Consider the following 21,174-nt stretch of genomic DNA (forward strand, 5'->3'; position numbering starts at 1 on the left):
TTATGGCTCAATTCTTTATTCATCGTCCTATCTTTGCCTGGGTGATTGCACTGGTCATCATGCTGGCAGGTATTTTGACCCTGACCAAAATGCCGATTGCCCAGTATCCAACCATTGCACCGCCTACAGTCACGATTTCTGCGACTTATCCAGGTGCATCTGCTGAAACGGTCGAAAATACTGTAACCCAGATCATCGAGCAGCAAATGAATGGTCTGGATGGACTGCGTTATATCTCATCTAACAGTGCGGGTAACGGTTCTTCGTCTATTTCCTTGAACTTTGAACAAGGTGTCGATCCTGATATCGCACAGGTTCAGGTCCAGAACAAATTACAGTCTGCGACTGCACTTCTTCCTGAAGATGTACAGCGTCAGGGTGTGCGTGTTACCAAATCAGGCGCCAGCTTCCTGCAGGTATTGGCTTTCTATTCACCTGATGGCAGCATGACCGCCGATGATATCAAAGACTATGTAAATTCGAACATTTCTGAACCTTTAAGCCGTGTGGCTGGGGTGGGTGAAGTTCAGGTCTTTGGTGGTTCTTATGCTATGCGAATCTGGCTTGATCCAGCCAAAATGGCGAGCCTGCAAGTCACGCCAAGTGATATTGCGACTGCCATCCGTACCCAGAATGCTCAGGTCGCTGTGGGTCAACTCGGTGGTGCACCCGCTGTTGAAGGACAAGTCCTGAATGCGACTGTCACTGCACAAAGCCTGCTGCAAACTCCAGAACAGTTCAGCAATATCTTCCTGAAAAACACCACTTCGGGCGCGCAAGTCCGTCTGGGTGATGTTGCACGGGTTGAACTTGGTGCAGATAATTATCAGTTTGATTCGAAGTTTAACGGTAAACCAGCTGGTGGTGTGGCAATTAAACTTGCCACTGGTGCTAATGCGCTTGATACAGCCCAAGCAGTAGAAGAACGCTTAGAGCAGTTACGTCCGAACTATCCGCAAGGCATGGTCGACCAACTGGCTTTTGACACCACGCCATTTATTGAACTGTCAATCAAGAGTGTAGTTAAAACGCTAATCGAAGCAATTATTCTAGTGTTCCTGGTCATGTTCCTGTTCCTGCAGAACTGGCGTGCTACCATTATTCCAACCATGGCAGTTCCAGTCGTGGTATTGGGTACCTTTGCCGTGATTAATGTCTTCGGCTTCTCGATTAATACCCTAACCATGTTTGCCATGGTACTGGCGATTGGTCTTCTGGTCGATGACGCGATTGTTGTGGTCGAGAACGTCGAACGGGTCATGGTGGAAGAGCATCTGGATCCGGTTTCTGCAACTGAAAAGTCGATGAAACAGATTTCTGGTGCACTGATTGGTATTACCTCGGTGCTATCGGCAGTATTCGTTCCAATGGCTTTCTTCGGTGGAACCACCGGGGTTATTTATCGTCAGTTCTCGATTACGCTGGTCACAGCAATGGTCTTGTCGCTGATAGTGGCATTAACCTTTACCCCTGCCCTATGTGCGACCCTGCTGAAACAGCATGATCCGAACAAGCCGCAAAGTAATGGTATATTTGCGCGTTTCTTCCGCTGGTTTAATAGCAGTTTTGACAAGGTTTCTGTGAAATATCAGGGCGGCGTCAACCGTATGACTCATAGCAAGATTTTCTCAGGCGTGGTGTATGCCGTGGTACTGGGTATTATTGTGCTGTTATTCCAGAAACTGCCTTCTTCGTTCTTACCGGATGAAGACCAGGGCGTGGTCATGACGCTGGTTCAGTTACCGCCAAATGCAACCTTGGAACGTACCGACAAAGTGGTCAGCACCATGACCAACTATTTCTTGGAAAACGAGAAAGAGCATGTCGAGTCCGTGTTTAGTGTGGCAGGTTTCTCCTTCACGGGTGTGGGACAAAACGCAGGTCTGGCTTTCATTAAGTTGAAAGACTGGTCAGAGCGTCACAGTCCGGAATCTCAAGTCGGTGCCATTATTCAACGTGGTATGGCGCTGAACATGATTGTTAAAGATGCGTCTTACATCATGCCGCTACAATTACCTGCAATGCCTGAACTGGGTGTGTCGGCTGGCTTTAACTTACAGCTCAAAGCTGCAAGTGGTCAAAGTCATGACCAGCTCCTGGCAGCACGTAATACGATCCTCGGTCTAGCAGCACAAGACTCGCGTCTGGCTGGTGTGCGTCCGAATGGTCAGGAAGATACTCCACAGTACCGTGTCATTGTCGATCATGCACAAGCCGGTGCATTGGGCGTGAGTGTTGCTGAAATTAACAGTACCATGGGTATAGCTTGGGGCGGTTCGTATATCAATGACTTCATTGATCGCGGTCGTGTCAAGAAAGTCTATGTTCAGGGTGAAGCTGGCTCGCGGATGATGCCGGAAGATCTGGACCAATGGTATGTACGTAATAACCGCGGTGAAATGGTGCCATTCTCGGCGTTTGCTACAGGCGAATGGACCTACGGTTCACCACGTCTTGAGCGTTATAACGGCGTATCGTCCATGAACATTCAGGGTACACCTGCTCCGGGTATCAGCTCAGGTGATGCGATGGTGGCCATGGAAGAAATCGTGGCGAAGTTACCAGAAATGGGCTTGCAAGGTTTCGACTTCGAATGGACAGGTCTGTCTTTGGAAGAGCGTGAATCTGGTGCACAGGCGCCGTTCCTGTATGCCTTGTCACTACTGATCGTCTTCCTGTGTCTGGCAGCCCTGTATGAAAGCTGGTCGATTCCGTTCTCGGTTCTAATGGTGGTGCCATTGGGTATTGTTGGTGCATTATTACTTACCTTTGGTGGAATGGTATTGCTGCAAAACCCGAACCTGTCGAATAACATTTACTTCCAGGTGGCGATTATTGCCGTGATTGGTCTTTCTGCGAAAAACGCGATCTTGATTGTCGAGTTTGCGAAAGAATTGCAGGAACAAGGTGAAGAATTATTTGAAGCGACCTTGCATGCGGCAAAAATGCGTTTACGTCCAATTATCATGACCACATTGGCCTTTGGTTTTGGTGTATTACCGCTTGCTCTGGCTTCAGGTGCGGGTGCAGGTAGCCAGCACTCAGTCGGTTATGGCGTACTCGGCGGCGTGATCAGCTCGACCTTGTTAGGTATCTTCTTTATCCCGGTATTCTACGTGTGGATTCGAAGTGTCTTTAAATACAAACCAAAACAACAAAATCAGGAGTATAAGTCGTAATGCAAAATGTATGGTCTATTACAGGTCGTAGCATTGCGGTATCTGCCCTTGCGCTTGCTTTGACGGCTTGTCAAAGCATGCGCAGTCCAGAGCCGGTTGCGCAGGCAGATATCCCGAGCAGCTATACCAATGCGTCTGGTACTTCTGTAGCAGAACAAGGTTATAAAAACTTTTTTGCCGATCAGCGCCTGTTACAGGTGCTGGACCTGGCATTAAACAATAACCGTGATTTGCGTATTGCTGCCCTCAATATTCAACGAGCTCAGCAACAATATCAGATTACTGAAAACAACCAGTTACCCACGATTGGTGCCAGTGGTAGCGTATTGCGCCAGGACACCATGAATTCCCAGAATCGTGGTGCAGTGACGACTTATAATGTCGGACTGGGTGTAACTGCGTATGAACTGGATTTCTGGGGGCGTGTCCGCAGCTTGCGTGACAATGCGCTGGATAGTTTCCTGGCGACCCAAAGTGCGCGAGATGCGACGCAAATTGCCTTGATTGGTCAGGTGTCTCAGGCTTGGCTCAGCTACTCGTTTGCCAATGCCAATCTGGCTTTGGCTGAACAAACGCTGAAAGCCCAGCTTGAATCTTTCAATCTGAACAAGAAACGTTTTGATGTCGGGATCGACAGCGAGCTTCCAGTACGTCAGGCACAGATCTCGGTTGAAACTGCACGTAATGATGTTGCGAATTACCGCACTCAGGTAGCACAGGCACAAAACCTGTTAAACCTGCTGGTCGGTCAGCAAGTGCCTGCGAATTTATTACCAGCACAACGCGTAACCCGCATCACCTCAAATACTGCATTGGGTTCAGGCTTGCCAAGTGATCTACTGATTAATCGTCCAGATGTTCGTGCAGCAGAATACCGCCTGTCTGCGGCAGGTGCCAATATTGCGGCAGCACGTGCACGTCTGTTCCCGACAATTAGTTTGACCGGTTCAGCAGGTTATGCCTCTACTGATTTAGGCGACCTGTTTAAATCAGGTAGTTTTGCCTGGTCATTTGGTCCGAGTCTGGATATTCCAATTTTTGATTGGGGTACCCGTCAGGCCAATATCCGTATTTCTGAAACCGATCAGCAAATTGCCTTGTCAGATTACGAAAAGTCGATTCAGACTGCTTTCCGTGAAGTAAATGATGCCTTGGCAGTACGTCAGAATATTGGTGATCGTCTGGCAGCTCAGCGCCGTCTGGTCGAAGCAACCAACACCACCTATCGCTTGTCTCAGGCACGTTTCCGCGCCGGAATTGACAGCTATCTGACGGTACTGGATGCACAGCGTGCGTCTTATGCAGCAGAACAAGGTTTGTTATTGCTTGAACAGGCCAATCTGAACAATCAGGTTGAAGTCTACAAAACCCTGGGGGGCGGCTTGAAAGTCAACACGACGGATACCTTGCCGAATACCCCGTCTGTGTCTGAACAGCGCCGTGCGGCAGAACAGCCAGCGCAATAAATTCTAGACAGATCAAGAAAAGCTCACTTCGGTGGGCTTTTTTTTATTGCATTTTCAAGGCAGTTTTCCTATTGTCATAGACCAGCAATTTATTTAGAAAACATGCACATGTTACTTAGCAATCTGGAATCTGTACCGGGTCATACCATTCGCCAGCAAATTGATGTGGTGTATGGCAGTACCGTACGCAGCAAACATGTCGGACGTGACTTACTGGCCGGCCTGAAAAATATTGTCGGTGGTGAGCTTACCGCCTATACCGAACTGCTGGAAGAATCCCGTCAGGAAGCCATGAACCGCATGATTGAAAAAGCCCGTAGTAGGGGTGCCAATGCGATTGTCGGCATTCGTTTCTCGACCTCTAATATCGCCCAAGGTGCTTCTGAACTCTTTGTTTATGGGACAGCCGTAGTCGTTGATCCGATCATGCCGAAATTGCCCGACCCTTTTCCGCAGGCAGATTAAAGCATGGATGGTTTAATTCTCCAGATCATCATTTTTGCCATTCTGTTTAGTGTTGGTTTCGGTTTTGGACGTTATAACGAAGGTAAACATTTTCGTTATCTGGATGAACAGGAACAACGTCTGGCCTATATCCGGGTGAACAATAGCCGCTTCGTTGTGTCTGAATATTCCGGACATATGATCAGTAGCAATGTGGTCATTTCGCATGATTATTTTAAATATGCGATTGCCAATGTACAGAATATGCTGGGTGGCCGTCTGACCAGCTATGAAAGTGTAGTAGAACGCGCACGACGTGAAGCAATTGTACGTTTAAAATTGGAAGCCGAAAAAATCGGAGCGACTCAGATTATGGGCATTCGGCTCAGCACGACTGAACTCGGTATGCAAGGTGGCATGGTGGAAGTCTTTGCTTATGGCACTGCAATCCAACAACCGGCTCAATCCGTCTAAAAGCCAGTCCAGAAAAAAATTTATTGAGATGATCACGCCTGCTGCGCGATCCGCGCAGTCAAATGACTCAATTCGAATCAGTTCGACACCTTTAGGATGAAATGTCGTAGAGGAAATGACTGAGGCTGATACTCAGGCCGTTGCAATCTGCTTTATTGCAAACGGTTCTGTGCTAGGATCTTGAGAAGTCAGTAAAACAAATATAAATGGCATGATGCAGTTTCTTCAGTCTATAAAAACGGCGCTTCAATCCCGTCTGTATTTCTTTATTATTTTCCCAGCCATCATTGGATTTTATCTGGTTTTACAAACAGTCACCCCTTTGAGCTGGTCAAGCTGCCTGTTGATCAGCTGGAATATCGCGATTTATGCTTATTTATTATTGACCATAAAAAAACTCTGGCGCATTGATCATGCACATATTCTGCAACGCGCCATGCAACAGGATGCCAGCAAATGGATTATTCTGTTTCTGGTGATCATCACCCTGATCATGTGTTTTATTGCGATTATTATTGAAATTAATCATTTACCCCAAGATACCACCATCCGAACCGGTCATTTAATCTTGTCAGTTCTGACCATTATTTCAGCTTGGTTCTTGATGCATACGATTTTTGCAATTCATTATGCGCATGACTTTTATTTGGCGCTCGACAAACAGCAACAAGGTGGACTGGATTTTCCCAATACCACTAGACCGACTTACCCGGACTTTCTATATTTCAGTTATGTCATCGGGACTTCTGCGCAAACTGCAGATGTATCCATTACTTGCCAATCCATGCGGGTTCTCAATACCCTACATTTGCTTTTGGCCTACGGATTCAATACCACCATTCTGGCCATCAGCATTAACGTGACGGCAAACTTTATCAGTACTTAAAAAAGTTTTTTGGATAGTGGCAGTACCTTGAAAATAGCGATCTACTGCCCAATCAGCTACCACTATCCTGCGTCTAACCTGAGCAGTTTTTAAATTAAGTCAATCACACTTTTTGATTGCTTCAAGCGGTGAGACCTTTACGCAATTCATCTTCGACGATGCTGAGTTCAATTTCACTAAATTTACGAATCTCACCTTCAGCATGCTTTTCTAGCATGCCACCCAGCAAAGGCACTTTGACTTTGACTGTCCAGTTTAACTGGAACTGGATCTGGTCTTCATCTCCAGTGACTGCACGCTGACAGATGGCCTCGATCGGCAAGTTCGCACCGAGTTGTACCGTCGAAGTCATTTCATTCAGATCACTGACATCGGTACGCTGCAAACGGAATGCATCTTTGAGTAATTTTTTTGCGATATCAGGAATATTAACATCCAGATTATAAGCGCGTTTCAGGGTATACATATGCCCCTGCTTTTCCGAAACCAGGATTTCCAAGTTTTGCGCAGGAATTCGATGGCAAACTGCCTCATGCAAACGAATATCATTGGCCAAACGCTTAAATTCATCAATAGACACGCCATTGATAATTGCTTTCACGGTGAACTGATGTGCCATGCTATTTTTTCCTTATTTTTATTACGATATTCGCCTATGCCACTCTCGGCTGATGCGAATAAAAATCAGATACAGAGATGACTCTGCAATTTATATCAACTTTATAGCGGATGTCATTATTCTTTTATCGGGAAATACCGGCAATCCGGTCAATGTTTGCAACATAGTTTTACTGAAAGCTGTGCTTGTCCACAGCTGATCTGTAGCTGTGCTTCACCATAATAAATCACGGCATGAAACTCATCGGCACCATCGTCCAGACCGGAAATATAGTATTCTGTACCAACCGGAAAATCCTGCAACCAGTCAGTCTTATAAAAATCCGAGACCGAATCAAACTGCAAATACAGTTCAGGCTCAGCTTCGATCTTCATCGCGAGTGCAATAAACTTCTGTAATTGTGCTTGATGAAAACCAATGATCATAGCGCTCCTGCCTTTTTAGTCCGGATCATTGTTCGCCAGACTTCGTACATTTTAAATGACTATTTCAAGAATAGGATTCACGAGTCTTGAGGTTTTTCTAGCGCAAGATTATGGCTTGAAGGAGATAAATTATATGGGCTATTTCCGCCAAGCGGCAGAAAAAATCTGAGCTAAGGCATGAGATACCTTTTCTGAATTGCAATGGCTTAAGTACGTAGTCTGAGATCTTCAATCGTAGAAAATGACTGAAAGTGGTGTTCTAAGCACAGTCAGAATGCAAAAGTTCCCTACGAATTTCATGCCGGTGCTCTTCTCCAAAACGGTCGACATGTGCATAGAATACGCCATAGCGACCGACATAATATTCCAGTGACTGATCATAAAAATTCCAGAAAATAGACCATTCGCCTAAATCCATCTGACGAATCTGGGTACCACTGTGCATCGGCATTTTTTGTAATAGTTCTTGCTGTAACTGTTCGGCCTGTGCCCGATTCTCAATATGCACCTGCCGTTGAAAGAATAGCTGTGCCACATCGTCAAACAGTTCCAGTTCATAAGCATCCACCAGATGTACTTGCTGCTCTTGCTCGATGACCTCTTGCTCTGTCATGCTAGAAATCTGTGCCGGTTTTTCTGGACGCTGACACACCAGATGGCGCTGAGCTTTATAGATCTTTCTGCCGACGATCCAGGCAGCATTCAACATGAATAAAACACATAACAACAGCAGTAATTTCAGCATGGTGGATGATCTCATGTGACTAATTTTATTTTTATGGTTATAGGATCAAGATTCATTTGAATAGTCCCTTTTGACTCAGCATACGTCTATTTTTTATACAGTGCAAACTTGAGGCTTATTTTTACTATTTATCTTCTCTGCTTGCTCATTTGTGCCCAGATTCGAACTTCGATTTATTTAAAAATGGATTTACTTTGATTTTTTATTTTTAACGCTGTAATGAGATTTAAGAACTTAAGATAAACAAACAGGACAAATCAGCAACAGAACCAATCTTCACATTGATAAATCACAGCAAAGATGCTCAAAAAACTACAATATTGTTCTGTTTTTTACCCTCTTCTTTTTTATCAAATAAACCTTCCCTATAAATGTTCGAGAAAATGAATAATATTATGATTCGTGAAGGGAGGGTCGAAGATATACCTCAAATTATTCAGGTCATTCATGACAGCATTCAGTCCTGTGTACTGGATCATCAGCGTGAAGAAAGCAAAATTCAAACCTGGCTAGAAAAGTTTGATCATGCCAGCCTGATTGTCGATATGCTGTATAACGATTGCTGGGTTTATCTCATCTATGACAAGGTCGTCGGGTTCTTATTGGTCAGTGATGCTGGAGAAATCCGGATGCATTATGTGGCCCAACACTGCCAAAGGCTGGGGTTTGGCACCGAGTTATTTCATCAAATGCATCACGCTTTATTAAAGAAAAAAATTCATCAGATTGAAATATAGTCTACTCAAACTGCCTTAAGTTATTATCAACACTGCGGCTTTCATCCACATTCTGCCGAGTCAGAAGATGAATCGCGTTATCTGTATAAATATGTTTTTTAATCGGCCTCTTTTTCAATTTTCAACTGATCACGTCCTGCCTGTTTGGCGGCGTAGAGCTGCACATCTGCCGCTTTCATCAATTCATGAATATCTGCATAGCCATGTTTTTGTTCAACCCAGGCCGCGCCCATACTAACCGTAACATAATCTTTTGCATCTGGCCGATTCAGATGTTGCATACGCTGTTCCCGAATCTGGTTTAACACATTTTCCAGATTTTTAAGGGCAGTTTGAACCGGCATTCCAGTGAGCAGAATCGCAAACTCTTCACCACCATAACGTGCCAGATAGCCAGACGGTGGCAAAGTGCCTTGAATAATCCTGACCAGATTTTTCAGGATTTCATCGCCTTTTAAGTGGCCATAGTAGTCATTATAATTTTTAAAAAAATCGACATCGAGCATGGCAAAAATTAAGGTATGTTGCGGCTGTTGTTGGGTCTGTATAAACTGCTGCTGGATTTCATGATTTAAGGCACGCCGGTTAAAAGCTCCGGTCAGTGCATCAATATTCATCTGCTGTTCCAGTTTGGCATTCACTTCACGCAGCTGCTGGGTACGCTCTTTGACTTTTTGATCGAGCGAATTATTGAGTGCGATCAGGTTCAGGTTTAGCTGTTCAGTCTCATAAGTTTGATGTGCATAATGTCTGGACTGCTGAAACATGATTAATAAGGCATAGATACTGGTTGAGATAAAGAACAGATGCGTGGTTTTAATTACATTGATCAGCAACAGATAATCATTCAAAAAAGTGACACAGAGGAAAATAATCGCAATCAGATTTAGACGTGAATAATGCTCTTTATAACGTAAGGTCTGATAAAAGCCGTAAATAAAATTACCGATGATGACCAGGGCGAAAATCGCACTAAATAGGGCCAGTCGTTCAAATATCTCAGGAGGTGAAAATAGGGTAAAAATAATGTTAAAGACCAGTAAGGCCACCGCGATATAATAAATCACCGGATTTAAATAGCGCCGATTAAACAGATGCATATAACTGAGAAAAAAGAAGGCAGCAACAAAAGTAAACAGATACTCTAAGCGGGTTGCCCACAGCCAGTTAATATTGGTAAATACCGAATAGGCATAGGGTGCAGAAAACAGGTTATGCAGGGCCAAAAAGACAATAAACCAGCCAAAAACAAAGATACTTTTACTGTTACGTTCTCGTGATCCTCTGAAGACCGAAAACAGAATAGTAAACATCCCCACCCCAAGTACCGCGCCGCACACCATGGCAATACTCATCATGAGCTGCTGGAATTGGCGATTGATGGTACCTGCAACGCCGATCTGCATCGGTCGTTCGAGACCACCATGCAAGTGGGTATAATTGGAAGCCTGAATGCTTAAAGTAATATATTCAGTTTCTGGAACAAAATAGCCAATACGCGGTGCTTTTTCAGTCACCTGCTTTTCAGGTGTAGTACTGATTTCCCCGAGCCGAACAATAAACTGTCCATTGACATATACCCGATAGGCACCGTATTGGGTCGGAATCCGAATCGCGATGCGTCGCCCGATAAATTCTTTCGGAATTTTAAAATAGCCAATAAAGGTGCCGTAGCCAGAATTTGAACCCGCCAGAGTTTTAAAAGAGGCTGGTAATTTAACTGTTTTTGACTGCAGTACAGGACTGGGCTGAATAATAAACTGGCTCGGATAAAACAGCCATTTTCCCTGCAAAGGACTCGTACTATGTTCGGTAAAATGGACTTCAGCAATATGGTCGTGAGATTGCTGCTGAAATGACGGCGACGGGAGTTCATCCTGAGCGATTGCTGAACTTGTGATGCAAGTCATCCAGCTAAAGGCACAGACAAATACGAAAAAACAGACATTCCTTATCAAGTTATGCAAATACGTTCTATCTCAAGATAATTCTTTATTATTCTTATAATTTACAAGGAATATTTTTGATTTCAAATCTTTTTAGATGTTTTTGTAGCTTCTCCGGCACAGCCTATTTTGAAGCGACTGCACCGGAATCACCGTACATATTTTAATAAAAAATATAACTTATATTCAGAAAGTTAAATCATTTTAATCACGTGTTTTTACATCAAACAGTTCAATTTCAAAAATCAGGTTAGAATTGGCTGGAATGACTTTACCCATTTTACGTTCGCCATAGGCCAAATGTGCAGGCACCATCAGTTTACGCTTACCGCCAACTTTCATTCCCAGAATCCCCTGATCCCAGCCTTTGATTACACGACCTGTGCCAATGACGGTTTCAAAATAATTACCACGGTCAATAGAAGAATCAAACTTGGTTCCATCTTCCAGCCAGCCAGTATAGTGCGTGGTAATTAAGGCACCTTTCACCGCTTCTTTACCTTCACCTACTTTTAAATCAATAATTTCAAGTTCGTTGATCATGGTTATTTACCTGAGAGGAGCATAAAATTTCAAAGCTCAGTATAAACCGGATTGCTCTGTTTTTTTAAGTCTGGGTCATTGATGGGTTAAAAGCTGAGTTCCTGAATATTCTTATCATTGAGTAAATACTGGGTTAATTCTTGATGATTCTTGGCCGATCCCATCAGGATCCAGCGTCCGACAATCTGTTGATCGACTTTTTTTTGTGAGGAATGCACCACTTTTAGCTTGTAACGCTTAAATAGCATTTCGTAGTGATTGGAATCATTTTCATCAAATGGACAGACAATTTCATAATTGCGTTCCTGATTCAGAGATTCGATGCCGCGCTGTACATACATCAATAGAACCAGCACCACCATGACAATAAAAGTAGCCCAAATACTTAAGAGTTCATAGCCTGCACCGACCGCCATGCCGAGTGCGGCTGTCATCCAGATGGTGGTCGCGGTGGTAATTCCAGAAATACGGTTATCATCTTTCAGGATAACACCAGCACCTAGAAAACCTAGTCCAGTCAAGACATTGGCGGCCAGCCGGTCAGGATTGGCCACGCCTATTTTCAGGGAAATAATGGTAAATAAACAGGAACTCAGACTGACCATAATCATGGTACGCAGTCCGGCAGATTTACTGTGATACTCACGCTCTGCACCAATAATTGCGCCGATCGCGACAGCTAGCAGTAAATCATAAAGTTCATGGTACATGGTGCAACCCTGCGTATTCTTATTCCTCAGATATACGCAATTTGAGCTACAGGATACAAGTCCAGACTTGCATCCTTATTTGGCCTTATTGTAACTGTTCCCACTCCACCAGCACCTGGCCCTGATCGCCAATCAAGGTCCATTCACCATCCATCACATTGAGCTGTAACTGCATGGTGCGTTCGCATAACTGTGGCAATGCGTCGGTGGTTGCGGTAGATAACTTCCACACTTCCACATTTTTTAAGATTTTTAATTTGCTGCTGCGCTTATACCATTCATCCACCGCAGAACCATAGGTGACGACTGCGACCTGCTTGCAACGCGCACTGGCCTTTTTGACTTTATCTTCGTCCGGGCTACCGACTTCAATCCATTTGACCAGTTGCCCGGTCAGATCCTTTTCCCAGAGTGCCGGTTCATCGGTTTCAAACAGATCCTTGGTAAATTCCAGTGCTTCATCGGCATAGCGTGCATAGGCCAGAATACGCACCATCAAGCGTTCAATGGTTTCTGAAGGATGCAGCGCCATCGTCAGCTGATAATCCTCATAACGATGCGTATCCATATCCGCAATATTCAAATCAACCTTATAAATCGTCGCTTTTAACGCCATCACATAATCCTCAAATTTGGCGCCTAGCATATAAGATTTAGCGCTATTTTGCTGAACAGATTTAGGCCAATAATTCATTCAGCGCACTAGAAACAGTACCATTATTTCTCTGGATCCATACGACATTGCATCAGGGCAGTTTCAAAGGCCAGCCAATCCCGTGACTGTTGATAAATCACTTCTACCCGGTTATCAATGCCTTCATCTGCCGACTGATAATTAAACTGCTCAGGATTAAAATTAAAGCTTTTCCAGCCTTGATCCGTATTAAAAATTCCCTTGATTCTGAGCCAGTCTTTTTGTTCACAGAGCAGATCCAGCAGATCATAAAAATTGAATTGCCAGCGTTTTGGCAATTTCCAGCCCGCAACCTGATAACCCTGCGCGCTTTCTACATAATGATAAGGCATTTGCTGAATCACTAAGGGCGTATCTGCTGAACGGGTGGTCTGTTGCTGTTTTAACAAAGGCTGAATCTGACGGGCGGAACCCCGATAGTCCTGCTTGATCAGTTCGATATCGAGTTGTCCATGCTCGGTGAACAACCACTGTTGGGCATAAGGTTGATATTCTGTCTGAAGTTGCGTGAGTGCTGCGTGGTCTGCGGTTGTCATCAAGTCAGTATGTGAAATCACCACAATATGCGCTGCCTTGAGTTGGTCTGCGTACAGGTTTTGCTGAGTCCAGTCTCGATCATGCAAACGTGAACCATCTACCACTGTGACCAATGCCTGCATGTTTAAATGACTCTGCCAGTGCGGTTCGGTCAGCTGTTCCAGTAATTGGCCAGGATGCCCCAGTCCGGTAGGTTCGATAAACAGACGATCCGGTTTCACTTCTGACAGCAGGCGTGACAAGGCAATCTGCATCGGTAACTGGCTACTGCAACATAGACAACCACCCAACAGCTCTTTGACCGCATAACCCTGATCTTGCGGCAATAACTGCTGGTCTACCCCAATCTGGCCGAATTCATTCATTAGCACAGCCCAGATTTCCTGTTCCGGTTTTTGCTGTAATAAATGTTTGAGTAGTGTGGTTTTACCTGCACCCAAAAATCCGGAAATGATATGGACAGGAATAGCCTGCGACGCTGACAGAATTTTCAAAATCGACTCTCAAGAGATTGAATAGAAATAGCAATACTCTGCATTATAAAGCACAGTGTGACTTTAAAATGCGTGTTCTTCGCAAACACGATGTGAAAATCACAGAGATAAAAATTAATGGAATGATCCAAAATTATCAATTTTCTATGTTAACTTTTATTTCAAATTTGATTTTTGAAATATTCATACACACTTTCATTAAATAAAACTCTGCATAATTAACAGAAATAAAACAACTTTCTCAGTTTTGTATCTGCTCAGTTATTCCCTGCGTGTCGCTTTTGTTAATTGATTTGCTCAGTAAAATTCCTGTGCTTAGGATGGGCATCTGTCGAATTGATGTGATGGTCAGTTCAGCAGATTACATGACATGAATAAAAGGATGCCAAAAATGAAATATGCACAAATCTTACTTGCCACTACGCTTACTGCTGCTGCAGCCACCAGTTTTGCTGACAGCAAAACCACAGATGCGAAAACCACCACTGCAGAAGAAAAAGTGATTGTGACTACTCAGGAATTACCTGAATCAAATGCTCCAGTTGCAGGCGCATCTGCAGAGCAGCCTGCTGCCTCTGAAGCTGCTGCGGAAAGCACGCCCCCTGCAAAACCTGCTGTACGTTAAGTGATTGAACGACTCGTTTAATCCTTCAATGAAGATATCAGGGACAGTAATTCTCCAGTAGGCTTTGTCCTATACTGCCCCGATCTTATTCGATGCTGAATCATGCTTGATGCTGGTTCAGCATTTTTATTGCGCAAAATCCATTTATCACCATAGTCAAAACTGATCATAGAATTAATACTGGCTATTAAGCTTTTATTATTTTTATATTTAAAATCAATTTCTTATTTAAAAAACACCCATTTCAATCCAATATTATCCATATACTTCAGCTACTATCGCCTAACTTGTTTCTGGCTTCTCACTGTCCCTTAATAGCATCAAATGCAAGTCGATTGAATGGACATTCGCTATGAGCAATACTAATTACACTACTGAAGTGGCAATTCTCGGCGCCGGCCCTGTCGGCTTAACCATTGCCAACTATCTGAGCAAGCAAGGCGTAGCTGTCACGATTGTCGAGCAACTGGATAGTTTGATTGATTATCCACGTGCGATTGGAATCGATGATGAATCCTTGCGTACCATTCAATCTTTGGGTTTAGTCGATCAAGTCTTACCGCATACCACCCCGAATCATGCGATGCGCTTCTTAACGCCTAAAGGTCGCTGTTTTGCTGATATTCAACCTTTAACACGTGAGTTTGGTTTCTCGCGCCGTAATGCCTTTATTCAGCCACAAGTCGATAACGTTCTGCTGCAAGGCTTAAAGCAATATAAAAACACCCAAGTGCTGTTTTCTCGTCAATTGACCCAGTTTAGTCAAGATGCTGACGGCGTAACACTTAACCTGCAAAATAAAGAGGGCGATGCAGAAACCATCCGCGCTCAATACCTGATTGCTTGTGATGGCGGTAATTCTTATGTGCGCCGCAACCTGGGCATTGCCTTTGAAGGTGAAACCGCACCGAATCAATGGATCGTGATCGACCTTGAGAATGACCCGCTGGCTACACCGCATATTTACTTATGTTGTGATCCTGTACGTCCTTATGTATCAGCCGCATTGCCACATGGTATTCGCCGGTTTGAATTTATGGTTATGCCGGGTGAAACGCAGGAAGAACTGAGCAAACCGGAAAATATTGCCAAACTTCTGTCCAAGGTGTTACCAAGCACGGATGGTATTGAAGTGATCCGTCAGCGTGTCTATACTCATAATGCCCGTATTGCGGACAAGTTCCGTGTCGACCGTATTTTGCTTGCCGGTGATGCTGCGCACATTATGCCGGTATGGCAAGGTCAGGGCTATAACAGCGGTATGCGTGATGCCTTTAACTTGGCCTGGAAAATGGCGCTGGTTGTTCAAGGCAAAGCTGGCCCAGCACTTTTAGATTCGTATCAGATCGAACGTAAAGACCATGCCAAGGCGATGATTGACCTGTCGGTGATGGCAGGTCACGTACTGGCACCACCGAAAAAATGGCAAGGATTTGTTCGTGACAGCAATGCCTATGCCCTGAACTATATCAAGCCGATCAAACAATATCTGCTGGAAATGCGCTTTAAACCGATGCCGAAATATCATGACGGCGCACTTTTGAGTAACGGAGCCAAGAACTCTCCGGTCGGTAAGATGTTTATCCAGCCTCAGGTTCAGCTGGCTTCGGGTGAAACCGTATTACTGGATGAAGTGATCGGCAATGATTTTGTGATTATTGCTTGGGGTGTCGATCCGAAATGGGGTCTGAGCCCAGATACGTTGCAACAGTGGAAAATGCTCGGCGTGAAATTTATTCAGGTAATTCCGGCGGTGCAATTGCAAAATAGCCAACGCAAAGAGTATCAGGATGTCATCACCATTGGTGATATCGGCACAGATATCCGCTCCTGGTTTGGTAACACGTCTGAATCCGTCGTGATCTTACGTCCTGACCGTTTCGTGGCTGCGCTGGCCATTCCTCAATCGATGGAAAGCACCAGCCAGCAACTGTTTAAAAAGCTTTATCTGAAATAATATTAGAGTCACTTTTCACCACGCTTCGGCGTGGTTTTTTTTATTATTTTTATATATTCCGGACAATATATAGACTGGGGAATTAGACTCGGTATTCCTGAAACCAGGGAATATCTTTCAGGGAATCACGACGAGCCATCTGCTGCAAAAAAGGTTTGAACTCGTCAAATGGCGGTAAAATTTTCGCAGAGATTGCAAAGATCAAACAGTAAGCCACATAGAGATCCGCCGCCGAGACTTTTTCACCCAACAGATAAGGATTGGCCTGCCCGATGCCCTGTTTCAGAAAATCAAATACGGCTACTTCATTCCCAAAACTTAAACTTCTCCGGTTCTTTTCAATATTTTCTGGCGACACCTGTAAATTTTTTATATCGATATATTCGGTAAAGGGTCCATGACAGAAAAACATCCATTTCAAATACGCCCCACGCTTCGGATCATCCAAAGCAGGCGCTAAGCCTTTGTCACGATATTTATCTGCCAGATAGATAAAAATGGCGGCCATTTCTGAAATAATGACGCCTTGATCCACCAGACAGGGAACTTTTCCCATCGGATTGATCCGTGTATACGCCTGCTGATGCATATGCTCATAGGCAACTTCCACCTGCTCAATCTGATCTTCAATCTGCAATTCTTTCAGCAAAGGCAACAAGGTCAAGCCACGTGATTGTGGGTTGTTATAGAGCTTCATCATCCTGCTTCAACCGGTTTTTATTGTTAGAGGTTCAGTATAAAGTGATTTGCAGTCCCGATTTAAAAGAATGTGCTACAGATCATTTCTGTCGCACGGCTTTTTAGATGGGCAGATTGAAGGTTTAAATATTAAAAAAGATCCACACAAAACTTTTCTTTTAATACTTTCAAAATCAGATCAATCACCACATGTTTTTGATCCTTGCGATAATTGGCATAGAGCCCAATCATCGGCAACGGTTCCAGCGTCTTTTTCACCACAATATTATCGCCGAGCAATGGAATCACATAGGCCGGCACCAGACTCCAGCCCACCCCATCCCTACCAAATTGACATTGAGCAGGATATTGGTGGAATACTGCACCACATTCACTTTTAATTTAGACTGTTTAAAAAAATCCCGAATCAGCTTATGCAGTTGCGGTGAGGACTGCTCATCACTAATTACAAAGTCCTGATTTTCAAAACTCTTGATACTGACATAGGGCAAGGCCGCAGCCGGGGAATCTTTGGGCACAATCAAGGTTAAAGGCTCATCAAAAATGCGGATCGAATCAAACTCACTTAACTGCCCCGGATAACGGGTAAAGGCAATGTCGATCTGTCCATTTCTTAAGGCACTAAACTGCTCTGCATCGGTCAGACTATGAAACTGTGCTTTCAGTTCAGGAAAATGCGCGCGGATATTCGGCATGATATAAGGAAAGACTTTCATTTCCGCGACCGGCACGAATCCGATATTCAGCTGATCCTGCTGTGCATTCGCAATCTGTCTGGCAGACTGAATGGCGCGCTCTGCATGCTCAAGACTCAGCAAAGCTTCTTTTAAAAACGCCTGTCCAGCTTCAGTGAGCCCGACCTTACGGTTATTCCGCTCCAGCAACTGTACGCCAACCTCACGTTCCAAATCCTTGATTTGTTGGCTCAGTGATGGCTGTACTGTATTTAATTTTTCCGCGGCACGGGTAAAGTTCAGTTCCTGCGCCACTGTAACGAAATAACGTAAATGTCTTAATTCCATTTTATAACTCCAAACTTGCCGGGCGCTTATTTTGCTTTTTGGCAACATACTGACGATAAACCAATATCGTCACAATAACGAGTACAGCACTCAAAACATAGGTAGTTTCAAAGCCCCAATAGGCAATCAATACTCCCATGGCCACGGAACCGATGGCTAAACCCAGATCAAACAGGGTAAAGAAGGTTGAAATCGCATGTCCCATACGCTGCTTGTCGACCGACTGAATGGCCAAGGTCTGCAAACATGGGAATAGTGAACCATAACCGATGCCAATAAACACTGCCGACAACCATAATATCCATTGATTGGAAATCAGACTGACAATCACCAGACCAATGGCAAAGAAAATAAATGAAGGATAAATCACCGCACTTGGCCCCTTGCGGTCATAAATCTTTCCGACCCAAGGTCTGACCAGCAACATGGACGCTGCAAATACAATAAAGAATACGCTGGTATAGCCCAAAAGCTGCTTGGTTTCACTAAATGCGGTAATAAAACTCATGATGCCCGAGTAGGCAAAAGCGGTTAGCAACGCCACGAAACTTACCGCCAGAACTTTGACTTCCAGAATATCCTGCAAGCTCAAACTGGTTTTCTCTGTGCTTATGGCTTCAGGTTTTGGTAACTCTGTGATTTTGAGCATCCAGCAGAAGATTAATCCCAAAGAAATAATAACGGCAAGAATTCCAAATAAGACATTAAAACTGGTGAACTGAATCACGGTCAATGCCAGCAAGGGCCCAAACACCACACCCAGATTGGTCGACATGACAAAATAACCCATGCCCTCACCTTTGCGCTGTTCAGGAATAAATTCATTGGCGACGGGTACTGCCACCGTGGTCAGAATACTGAACCAGATGCCATGTAAAAAACGCACCAGCAACAGCGACCCCATGCTATCCACCAGCAAATAACTAAAGGCAAATAAGGCAAAAATCACGCCGGCACCGCGCATCGAGATTTTCTTGCCGAGCTTTTCGATGATCATGCCGGAAAATGGCCGGATCGCAATCGAAGAGGCCAAAAATAGCGTCAGCACCAGACCCGCTTCTTTTACCGAACCGCCCAGATCTTTCATGATATAAATCGGCAAGATGGTCAATAAAGCAAAATAATAAACAAACAGGAAAAAATTATTGAATAAGCACAAGATAAATGAGCGATTCCATAACCGCTCAGCGCTAACTGACATAATCACCAACTCTTAAAATTTGTAGGGAAATAGCACAAACTCAGGCTTGAACAGTGACCGGATGCAAGGCCAACTCGACCAGATTCTGGATATAGTGTTCATCTGGAATCCGGTTGAAAAAAATGATCTGGTAATGAATCGGGCCGTATAAGGTATCCAGCATCAAATCAAAAGGATAATCAGCGCGGATTTCTCCCCGTTCAATCGCTTGCTGAATCAGTTGATGGGTCTGTTGCCGACGTGGCAAGAGATATTGCTGAAAGAACTCACCTGCCAGTTCGCGGTGATTGGCAATCACTACCAGCAAAGCCCGACCGACCGGATGATTCAGCGCTTGAGATAAAGAACCGAGTTGTTGAATGAGATTGCTTTTCAGGCTTTTAGAGGTATCCAGCTCAAATACCGAAGCTGTATGCTGTTTGAAAGTGTCCAGCACCAGTTCCGATTTATGTTTCCACCATCGATAAATCGTGGACTTGCCAACACCGGCACGTGCCGCTACATCTTCAATCGTCAGCTGATGATATTCACATTCTGCCAGCGCATCTGCGACCGCCTGTAAAATGCACTGCTGTCGTCGGGAACTTTTTTCGTCACTGCTCATATTTTTCTACTTAACTTTTAAGATCTAAAAATCGAAACGATACGTATCGTTTTATATTAAGGTAAAAAATAACAAAGCTCCAGTGAAAAACTGAAATTGATGCAAAAAAAAGACCTTCATATGAAGGTCTTTTCTCAATCACGATTTAACTTAACTCTGTGCAGTCTTTTTATAAATGCTGCATGAAGGATGATGATTTTCTTGCAAACGCGCGACTTTACGCTGTTCCGCTGCTTCAAAACGGCAACGTTTCCAGTCATTGTCCAGATTCAAAGCTGGAATCTGTTTTGGTTTACCATTTTCATCCACCGCGACCATGGTGAAATAACAGCTATTGGTATGACGTACCGTTCTCTTTTGAATATTCTGAGCTTCTACACGAATCCCGATTTCCATCGAGGTACGGCCAACATGATTCACACTGGCCAGAAATGTAACCAATTCACCGACGTGAATTGGCTCTTTAAAATTCACCTTGTCTACAGATAAGGTCACGACATAACTACCCGAATAGCGACTTGCACATGCATACGCCACCTGATCCAATAATTTCAGAATGGTTCCACCATGAACATTTCCTGAAAAATTTGCCATATCTGGCGTCATGAGAACTGACATCGTTAACTCTGACTGGTCATCCGACACTGCTGCAATTTGATCTAAAGGGGCCATCGTTTTCTTTGAACTCTTTGAATGACAAGGTTATCGTTTATTATTATAGCGTTTTTAGCATGAATAAAATGTTCAATTCGGCAAATGAAGCATCACAATTATTGATATAGAAAATGTATTCATACAGAAAAAAATATATTTAATTGCTTAAAATCTCAGTTAGAAAGTTAAGTGCCAATAAATCAACACTTATTTATCTGGGGCTAATCACACAGCAACTGAGAATTTTTCACTGTTTTAAGCTTTGAACAAAAATAATTCAGGAAAATAGAAAGACTCTGCGTGATTTAAAGCATCACTGGCCTGAGCATTTCCTGTGCCACGTTCTGATAACTTAAAATTTGTTGACCATCCAAGGTCGTTTCAACGGTAAAAGAACCATCCTGATGGGTCGCGGTCACTGTAAAAATATAGTGTTCGAATTGTGCCAGTTTGACCTGCTGTCCAATTTTAATATGCATCATGATGTCTACATCTGTGTAGTGATCTTTTCAA

20 protein-coding genes and 2 pseudogenes are annotated in these 21,174 nt (G+C 44.0%); 8 read left to right on the forward strand and 14 right to left on the reverse strand.

Annotated elements, in window-relative coordinates; genetic code table 11:
- Positions 1 to 2: 2 nt before the first annotated feature.
- From I6L24_RS15145 to I6L24_RS15165, 5 genes are all read left to right on the forward strand, one after another.
- Positions 3 to 3,179 (forward strand): efflux RND transporter permease subunit, encoded by a 3,177-nt coding sequence (locus I6L24_RS15145; RefSeq protein WP_216986245.1) that lies wholly within the window; start codon positions 3 to 5, stop codon positions 3,177 to 3,179.
- Positions 3,179 to 4,645 carry a multidrug efflux RND transporter AdeIJK outer membrane channel subunit AdeK gene (gene adeK / locus I6L24_RS15150; protein ID WP_004280647.1) on the forward strand — a complete coding sequence of 489 codons (1,467 nt, stop codon included), beginning with the start codon at positions 3,179 to 3,181 and terminating at the stop codon, positions 4,643 to 4,645. Before I6L24_RS15145 ends, adeK begins: the two co-directional genes overlap by 1 nt.
- Before the next feature lie 108 nt (positions 4,646 to 4,753).
- Complete coding sequence (locus I6L24_RS15155) at positions 4,754 to 5,110, forward strand: YbjQ family protein (RefSeq protein ID WP_004280648.1); 357 nt, start codon at positions 4,754 to 4,756, stop codon at positions 5,108 to 5,110.
- 3 nt (positions 5,111 to 5,113) lie between these two features.
- Positions 5,114 to 5,563 carry a YbjQ family protein gene (locus I6L24_RS15160; protein ID WP_085064701.1) on the forward strand — a complete coding sequence of 150 codons (450 nt, stop codon included), beginning with the start codon at positions 5,114 to 5,116 and terminating at the stop codon, positions 5,561 to 5,563.
- A gap of 211 nt (positions 5,564 to 5,774) precedes the next feature.
- Entirely contained in the window at positions 5,775 to 6,449 is a 675-nt protein-coding gene (locus I6L24_RS15165) for a DUF1345 domain-containing protein (RefSeq protein WP_085064702.1), read from the forward strand.
- Between the two features lie 121 nt (positions 6,450 to 6,570).
- Here the strand turns inward: I6L24_RS15165 and I6L24_RS15170 are convergent, their stop codons facing one another.
- From I6L24_RS15170 to I6L24_RS15180, 3 genes are all read right to left on the reverse strand, one after another.
- Entirely contained in the window at positions 6,571 to 7,068 is a 498-nt protein-coding gene (locus I6L24_RS15170) for a DUF2505 family protein (protein WP_004280652.1), read from the reverse strand.
- A gap of 149 nt (positions 7,069 to 7,217) precedes the next feature.
- Entirely contained in the window at positions 7,218 to 7,493 is a 276-nt protein-coding gene (locus tag I6L24_RS15175; protein ID WP_005252614.1) for a hypothetical protein, read from the reverse strand.
- A 259-nt stretch (positions 7,494 to 7,752) separates the two neighbouring features.
- Positions 7,753 to 8,238 (reverse strand): hypothetical protein, encoded by a 486-nt coding sequence (locus I6L24_RS15180; protein WP_004645804.1) that lies wholly within the window; start codon positions 8,236 to 8,238, stop codon positions 7,753 to 7,755.
- A gap of 371 nt (positions 8,239 to 8,609) precedes the next feature.
- Between I6L24_RS15180 and I6L24_RS15185 the strand changes: the two are divergent.
- Positions 8,610 to 9,077: pseudogene (locus tag I6L24_RS15185) on the forward strand (GNAT family N-acetyltransferase).
- Here I6L24_RS15185 and I6L24_RS15190 read toward each other — a convergent pair.
- The 5 genes from I6L24_RS15190 to I6L24_RS15210 form a co-directional block, all read right to left on the reverse strand.
- Positions 9,074 to 10,885, reverse strand: a complete 1,812-nt coding sequence (locus I6L24_RS15190) for a sensor domain-containing diguanylate cyclase (RefSeq protein ID WP_216986246.1) — start codon at positions 10,883 to 10,885, stop codon at positions 9,074 to 9,076. The pseudogene I6L24_RS15185 and the gene I6L24_RS15190 overlap by 4 nt on opposite strands.
- Positions 10,886 to 11,125: 240 nt before the next feature.
- On the reverse strand, positions 11,126 to 11,464 hold the full coding sequence (locus I6L24_RS15195) for an FKBP-type peptidyl-prolyl cis-trans isomerase (RefSeq protein ID WP_004280661.1): 339 nt from the start codon (positions 11,462 to 11,464) through the stop codon (positions 11,126 to 11,128).
- Between the two features lie 86 nt (positions 11,465 to 11,550).
- Positions 11,551 to 12,174 (reverse strand): MgtC/SapB family protein, encoded by a 624-nt coding sequence (locus I6L24_RS15200; RefSeq protein WP_005106283.1) that lies wholly within the window; start codon positions 12,172 to 12,174, stop codon positions 11,551 to 11,553.
- Between the two features lie 85 nt (positions 12,175 to 12,259).
- Positions 12,260 to 12,790 carry a YaeQ family protein gene (locus I6L24_RS15205; protein ID WP_026055736.1) on the reverse strand — a complete coding sequence of 177 codons (531 nt, stop codon included), beginning with the start codon at positions 12,788 to 12,790 and terminating at the stop codon, positions 12,260 to 12,262.
- Between the two features lie 101 nt (positions 12,791 to 12,891).
- Entirely contained in the window at positions 12,892 to 13,899 is a 1,008-nt protein-coding gene (locus tag I6L24_RS15210; protein ID WP_005104027.1) for a CobW family GTP-binding protein, read from the reverse strand.
- Between the two features lie 391 nt (positions 13,900 to 14,290).
- Here I6L24_RS15210 and I6L24_RS15215 point away from each other — a divergent pair, with 391 nt between their 5' ends.
- Entirely contained in the window at positions 14,291 to 14,524 is a 234-nt protein-coding gene (locus I6L24_RS15215) for a hypothetical protein (protein ID WP_005104028.1), read from the forward strand.
- Positions 14,525 to 14,876: 352 nt separating this feature from the next.
- Complete coding sequence (locus I6L24_RS15220) at positions 14,877 to 16,481, forward strand: bifunctional 3-(3-hydroxy-phenyl)propionate/3-hydroxycinnamic acid hydroxylase (protein WP_216986247.1); 1,605 nt, start codon at positions 14,877 to 14,879, stop codon at positions 16,479 to 16,481.
- Between the two features lie 82 nt (positions 16,482 to 16,563).
- Here the strand turns inward: I6L24_RS15220 and I6L24_RS15225 are convergent, their stop codons facing one another.
- The 6 genes and pseudogenes from I6L24_RS15225 to I6L24_RS15250 all read right to left on the reverse strand — a co-directional run bounded on the left by I6L24_RS15225 (position 16,564) and on the right by I6L24_RS15250 (position 21,143).
- Positions 16,564 to 17,178, reverse strand: coding sequence for a glutathione S-transferase family protein (locus tag I6L24_RS15225; protein WP_171476924.1), 615 nt, complete (start codon positions 17,176 to 17,178; stop codon positions 16,564 to 16,566).
- Between the two features lie 131 nt (positions 17,179 to 17,309).
- A pseudogene (locus tag I6L24_RS15230) lies at positions 17,310 to 18,202 on the reverse strand (LysR substrate-binding domain-containing protein).
- A 1-nt stretch (position 18,203) separates the two neighbouring features.
- Positions 18,204 to 19,403 (reverse strand): MFS transporter, encoded by a 1,200-nt coding sequence (locus I6L24_RS15235; protein WP_216986248.1) that lies wholly within the window; start codon positions 19,401 to 19,403, stop codon positions 18,204 to 18,206.
- A 40-nt stretch (positions 19,404 to 19,443) separates the two neighbouring features.
- Positions 19,444 to 20,007, reverse strand: a complete 564-nt coding sequence (locus I6L24_RS15240; protein ID WP_005106275.1) for a TetR/AcrR family transcriptional regulator — start codon at positions 20,005 to 20,007, stop codon at positions 19,444 to 19,446.
- 150 nt (positions 20,008 to 20,157) lie between these two features.
- Positions 20,158 to 20,679, reverse strand: coding sequence for an acyl-CoA thioesterase (locus tag I6L24_RS15245; RefSeq protein WP_004280680.1), 522 nt, complete (start codon positions 20,677 to 20,679; stop codon positions 20,158 to 20,160).
- Positions 20,680 to 20,966: 287 nt separating this feature from the next.
- A complete protein-coding gene (locus I6L24_RS15250) occupies positions 20,967 to 21,143 on the reverse strand; it encodes a hypothetical protein (protein ID WP_004731959.1) in 177 nt (58 codons plus the stop codon).
- Positions 21,144 to 21,174 lie beyond the last annotated feature (31 nt).

Origin of the sequence: Acinetobacter lwoffii, from assembly GCF_019048525.1 — a bacterium.
In the GTDB taxonomy this organism is placed as follows: domain Bacteria; phylum Pseudomonadota; class Gammaproteobacteria; order Pseudomonadales; family Moraxellaceae; genus Acinetobacter; species Acinetobacter lwoffii_K.

Coding starts and splice junctions, on each gene's coding strand:
- I6L24_RS15145 (WP_216986245.1), top strand. CDS start 3: ATGGCTCAATTCTTTATTCATCGTCCTATCTTTGCCTGGGTGATTGCA.
- adeK (WP_004280647.1), top strand. CDS start 3,179: ATGCAAAATGTATGGTCTATTACAGGTCGTAGCATTGCGGTATCTGCC.
- I6L24_RS15155 (WP_004280648.1), top strand. CDS start 4,754: ATGTTACTTAGCAATCTGGAATCTGTACCGGGTCATACCATTCGCCAG.
- I6L24_RS15160 (WP_085064701.1), top strand. CDS start 5,114: ATGGATGGTTTAATTCTCCAGATCATCATTTTTGCCATTCTGTTTAGT.
- I6L24_RS15165 (WP_085064702.1), top strand. CDS start 5,775: ATGATGCAGTTTCTTCAGTCTATAAAAACGGCGCTTCAATCCCGTCTG.
- I6L24_RS15170 (WP_004280652.1), bottom strand. CDS start 7,068: ATGGCACATCAGTTCACCGTGAAAGCAATTATCAATGGCGTGTCTATT.
- I6L24_RS15175 (WP_005252614.1), bottom strand. CDS start 7,493: ATGATCATTGGTTTTCATCAAGCACAATTACAGAAGTTTATTGCACTC.
- I6L24_RS15180 (WP_004645804.1), bottom strand. CDS start 8,238: ATGCTGAAATTACTGCTGTTGTTATGTGTTTTATTCATGTTGAATGCT.
- I6L24_RS15190 (WP_216986246.1), bottom strand. CDS start 10,885: ATGACTTGCATCACAAGTTCAGCAATCGCTCAGGATGAACTCCCGTCG.
- I6L24_RS15195 (WP_004280661.1), bottom strand. CDS start 11,464: ATGATCAACGAACTTGAAATTATTGATTTAAAAGTAGGTGAAGGTAAA.
- I6L24_RS15200 (WP_005106283.1), bottom strand. CDS start 12,174: ATGTACCATGAACTTTATGATTTACTGCTAGCTGTCGCGATCGGCGCA.
- I6L24_RS15205 (WP_026055736.1), bottom strand. CDS start 12,790: ATGGCGTTAAAAGCGACGATTTATAAGGTTGATTTGAATATTGCGGAT.
- I6L24_RS15215 (WP_005104028.1), top strand. CDS start 14,291: ATGAAATATGCACAAATCTTACTTGCCACTACGCTTACTGCTGCTGCA.
- I6L24_RS15220 (WP_216986247.1), top strand. CDS start 14,877: ATGAGCAATACTAATTACACTACTGAAGTGGCAATTCTCGGCGCCGGC.
- I6L24_RS15225 (WP_171476924.1), bottom strand. CDS start 17,178: ATGAAGCTCTATAACAACCCACAATCACGTGGCTTGACCTTGTTGCCT.
- I6L24_RS15235 (WP_216986248.1), bottom strand. CDS start 19,403: ATGTCAGTTAGCGCTGAGCGGTTATGGAATCGCTCATTTATCTTGTGC.
- I6L24_RS15240 (WP_005106275.1), bottom strand. CDS start 20,007: ATGAGCAGTGACGAAAAAAGTTCCCGACGACAGCAGTGCATTTTACAG.
- I6L24_RS15245 (WP_004280680.1), bottom strand. CDS start 20,679: ATGGCCCCTTTAGATCAAATTGCAGCAGTGTCGGATGACCAGTCAGAG.
- I6L24_RS15250 (WP_004731959.1), bottom strand. CDS start 21,143: ATGATGCATATTAAAATTGGACAGCAGGTCAAACTGGCACAATTCGAA.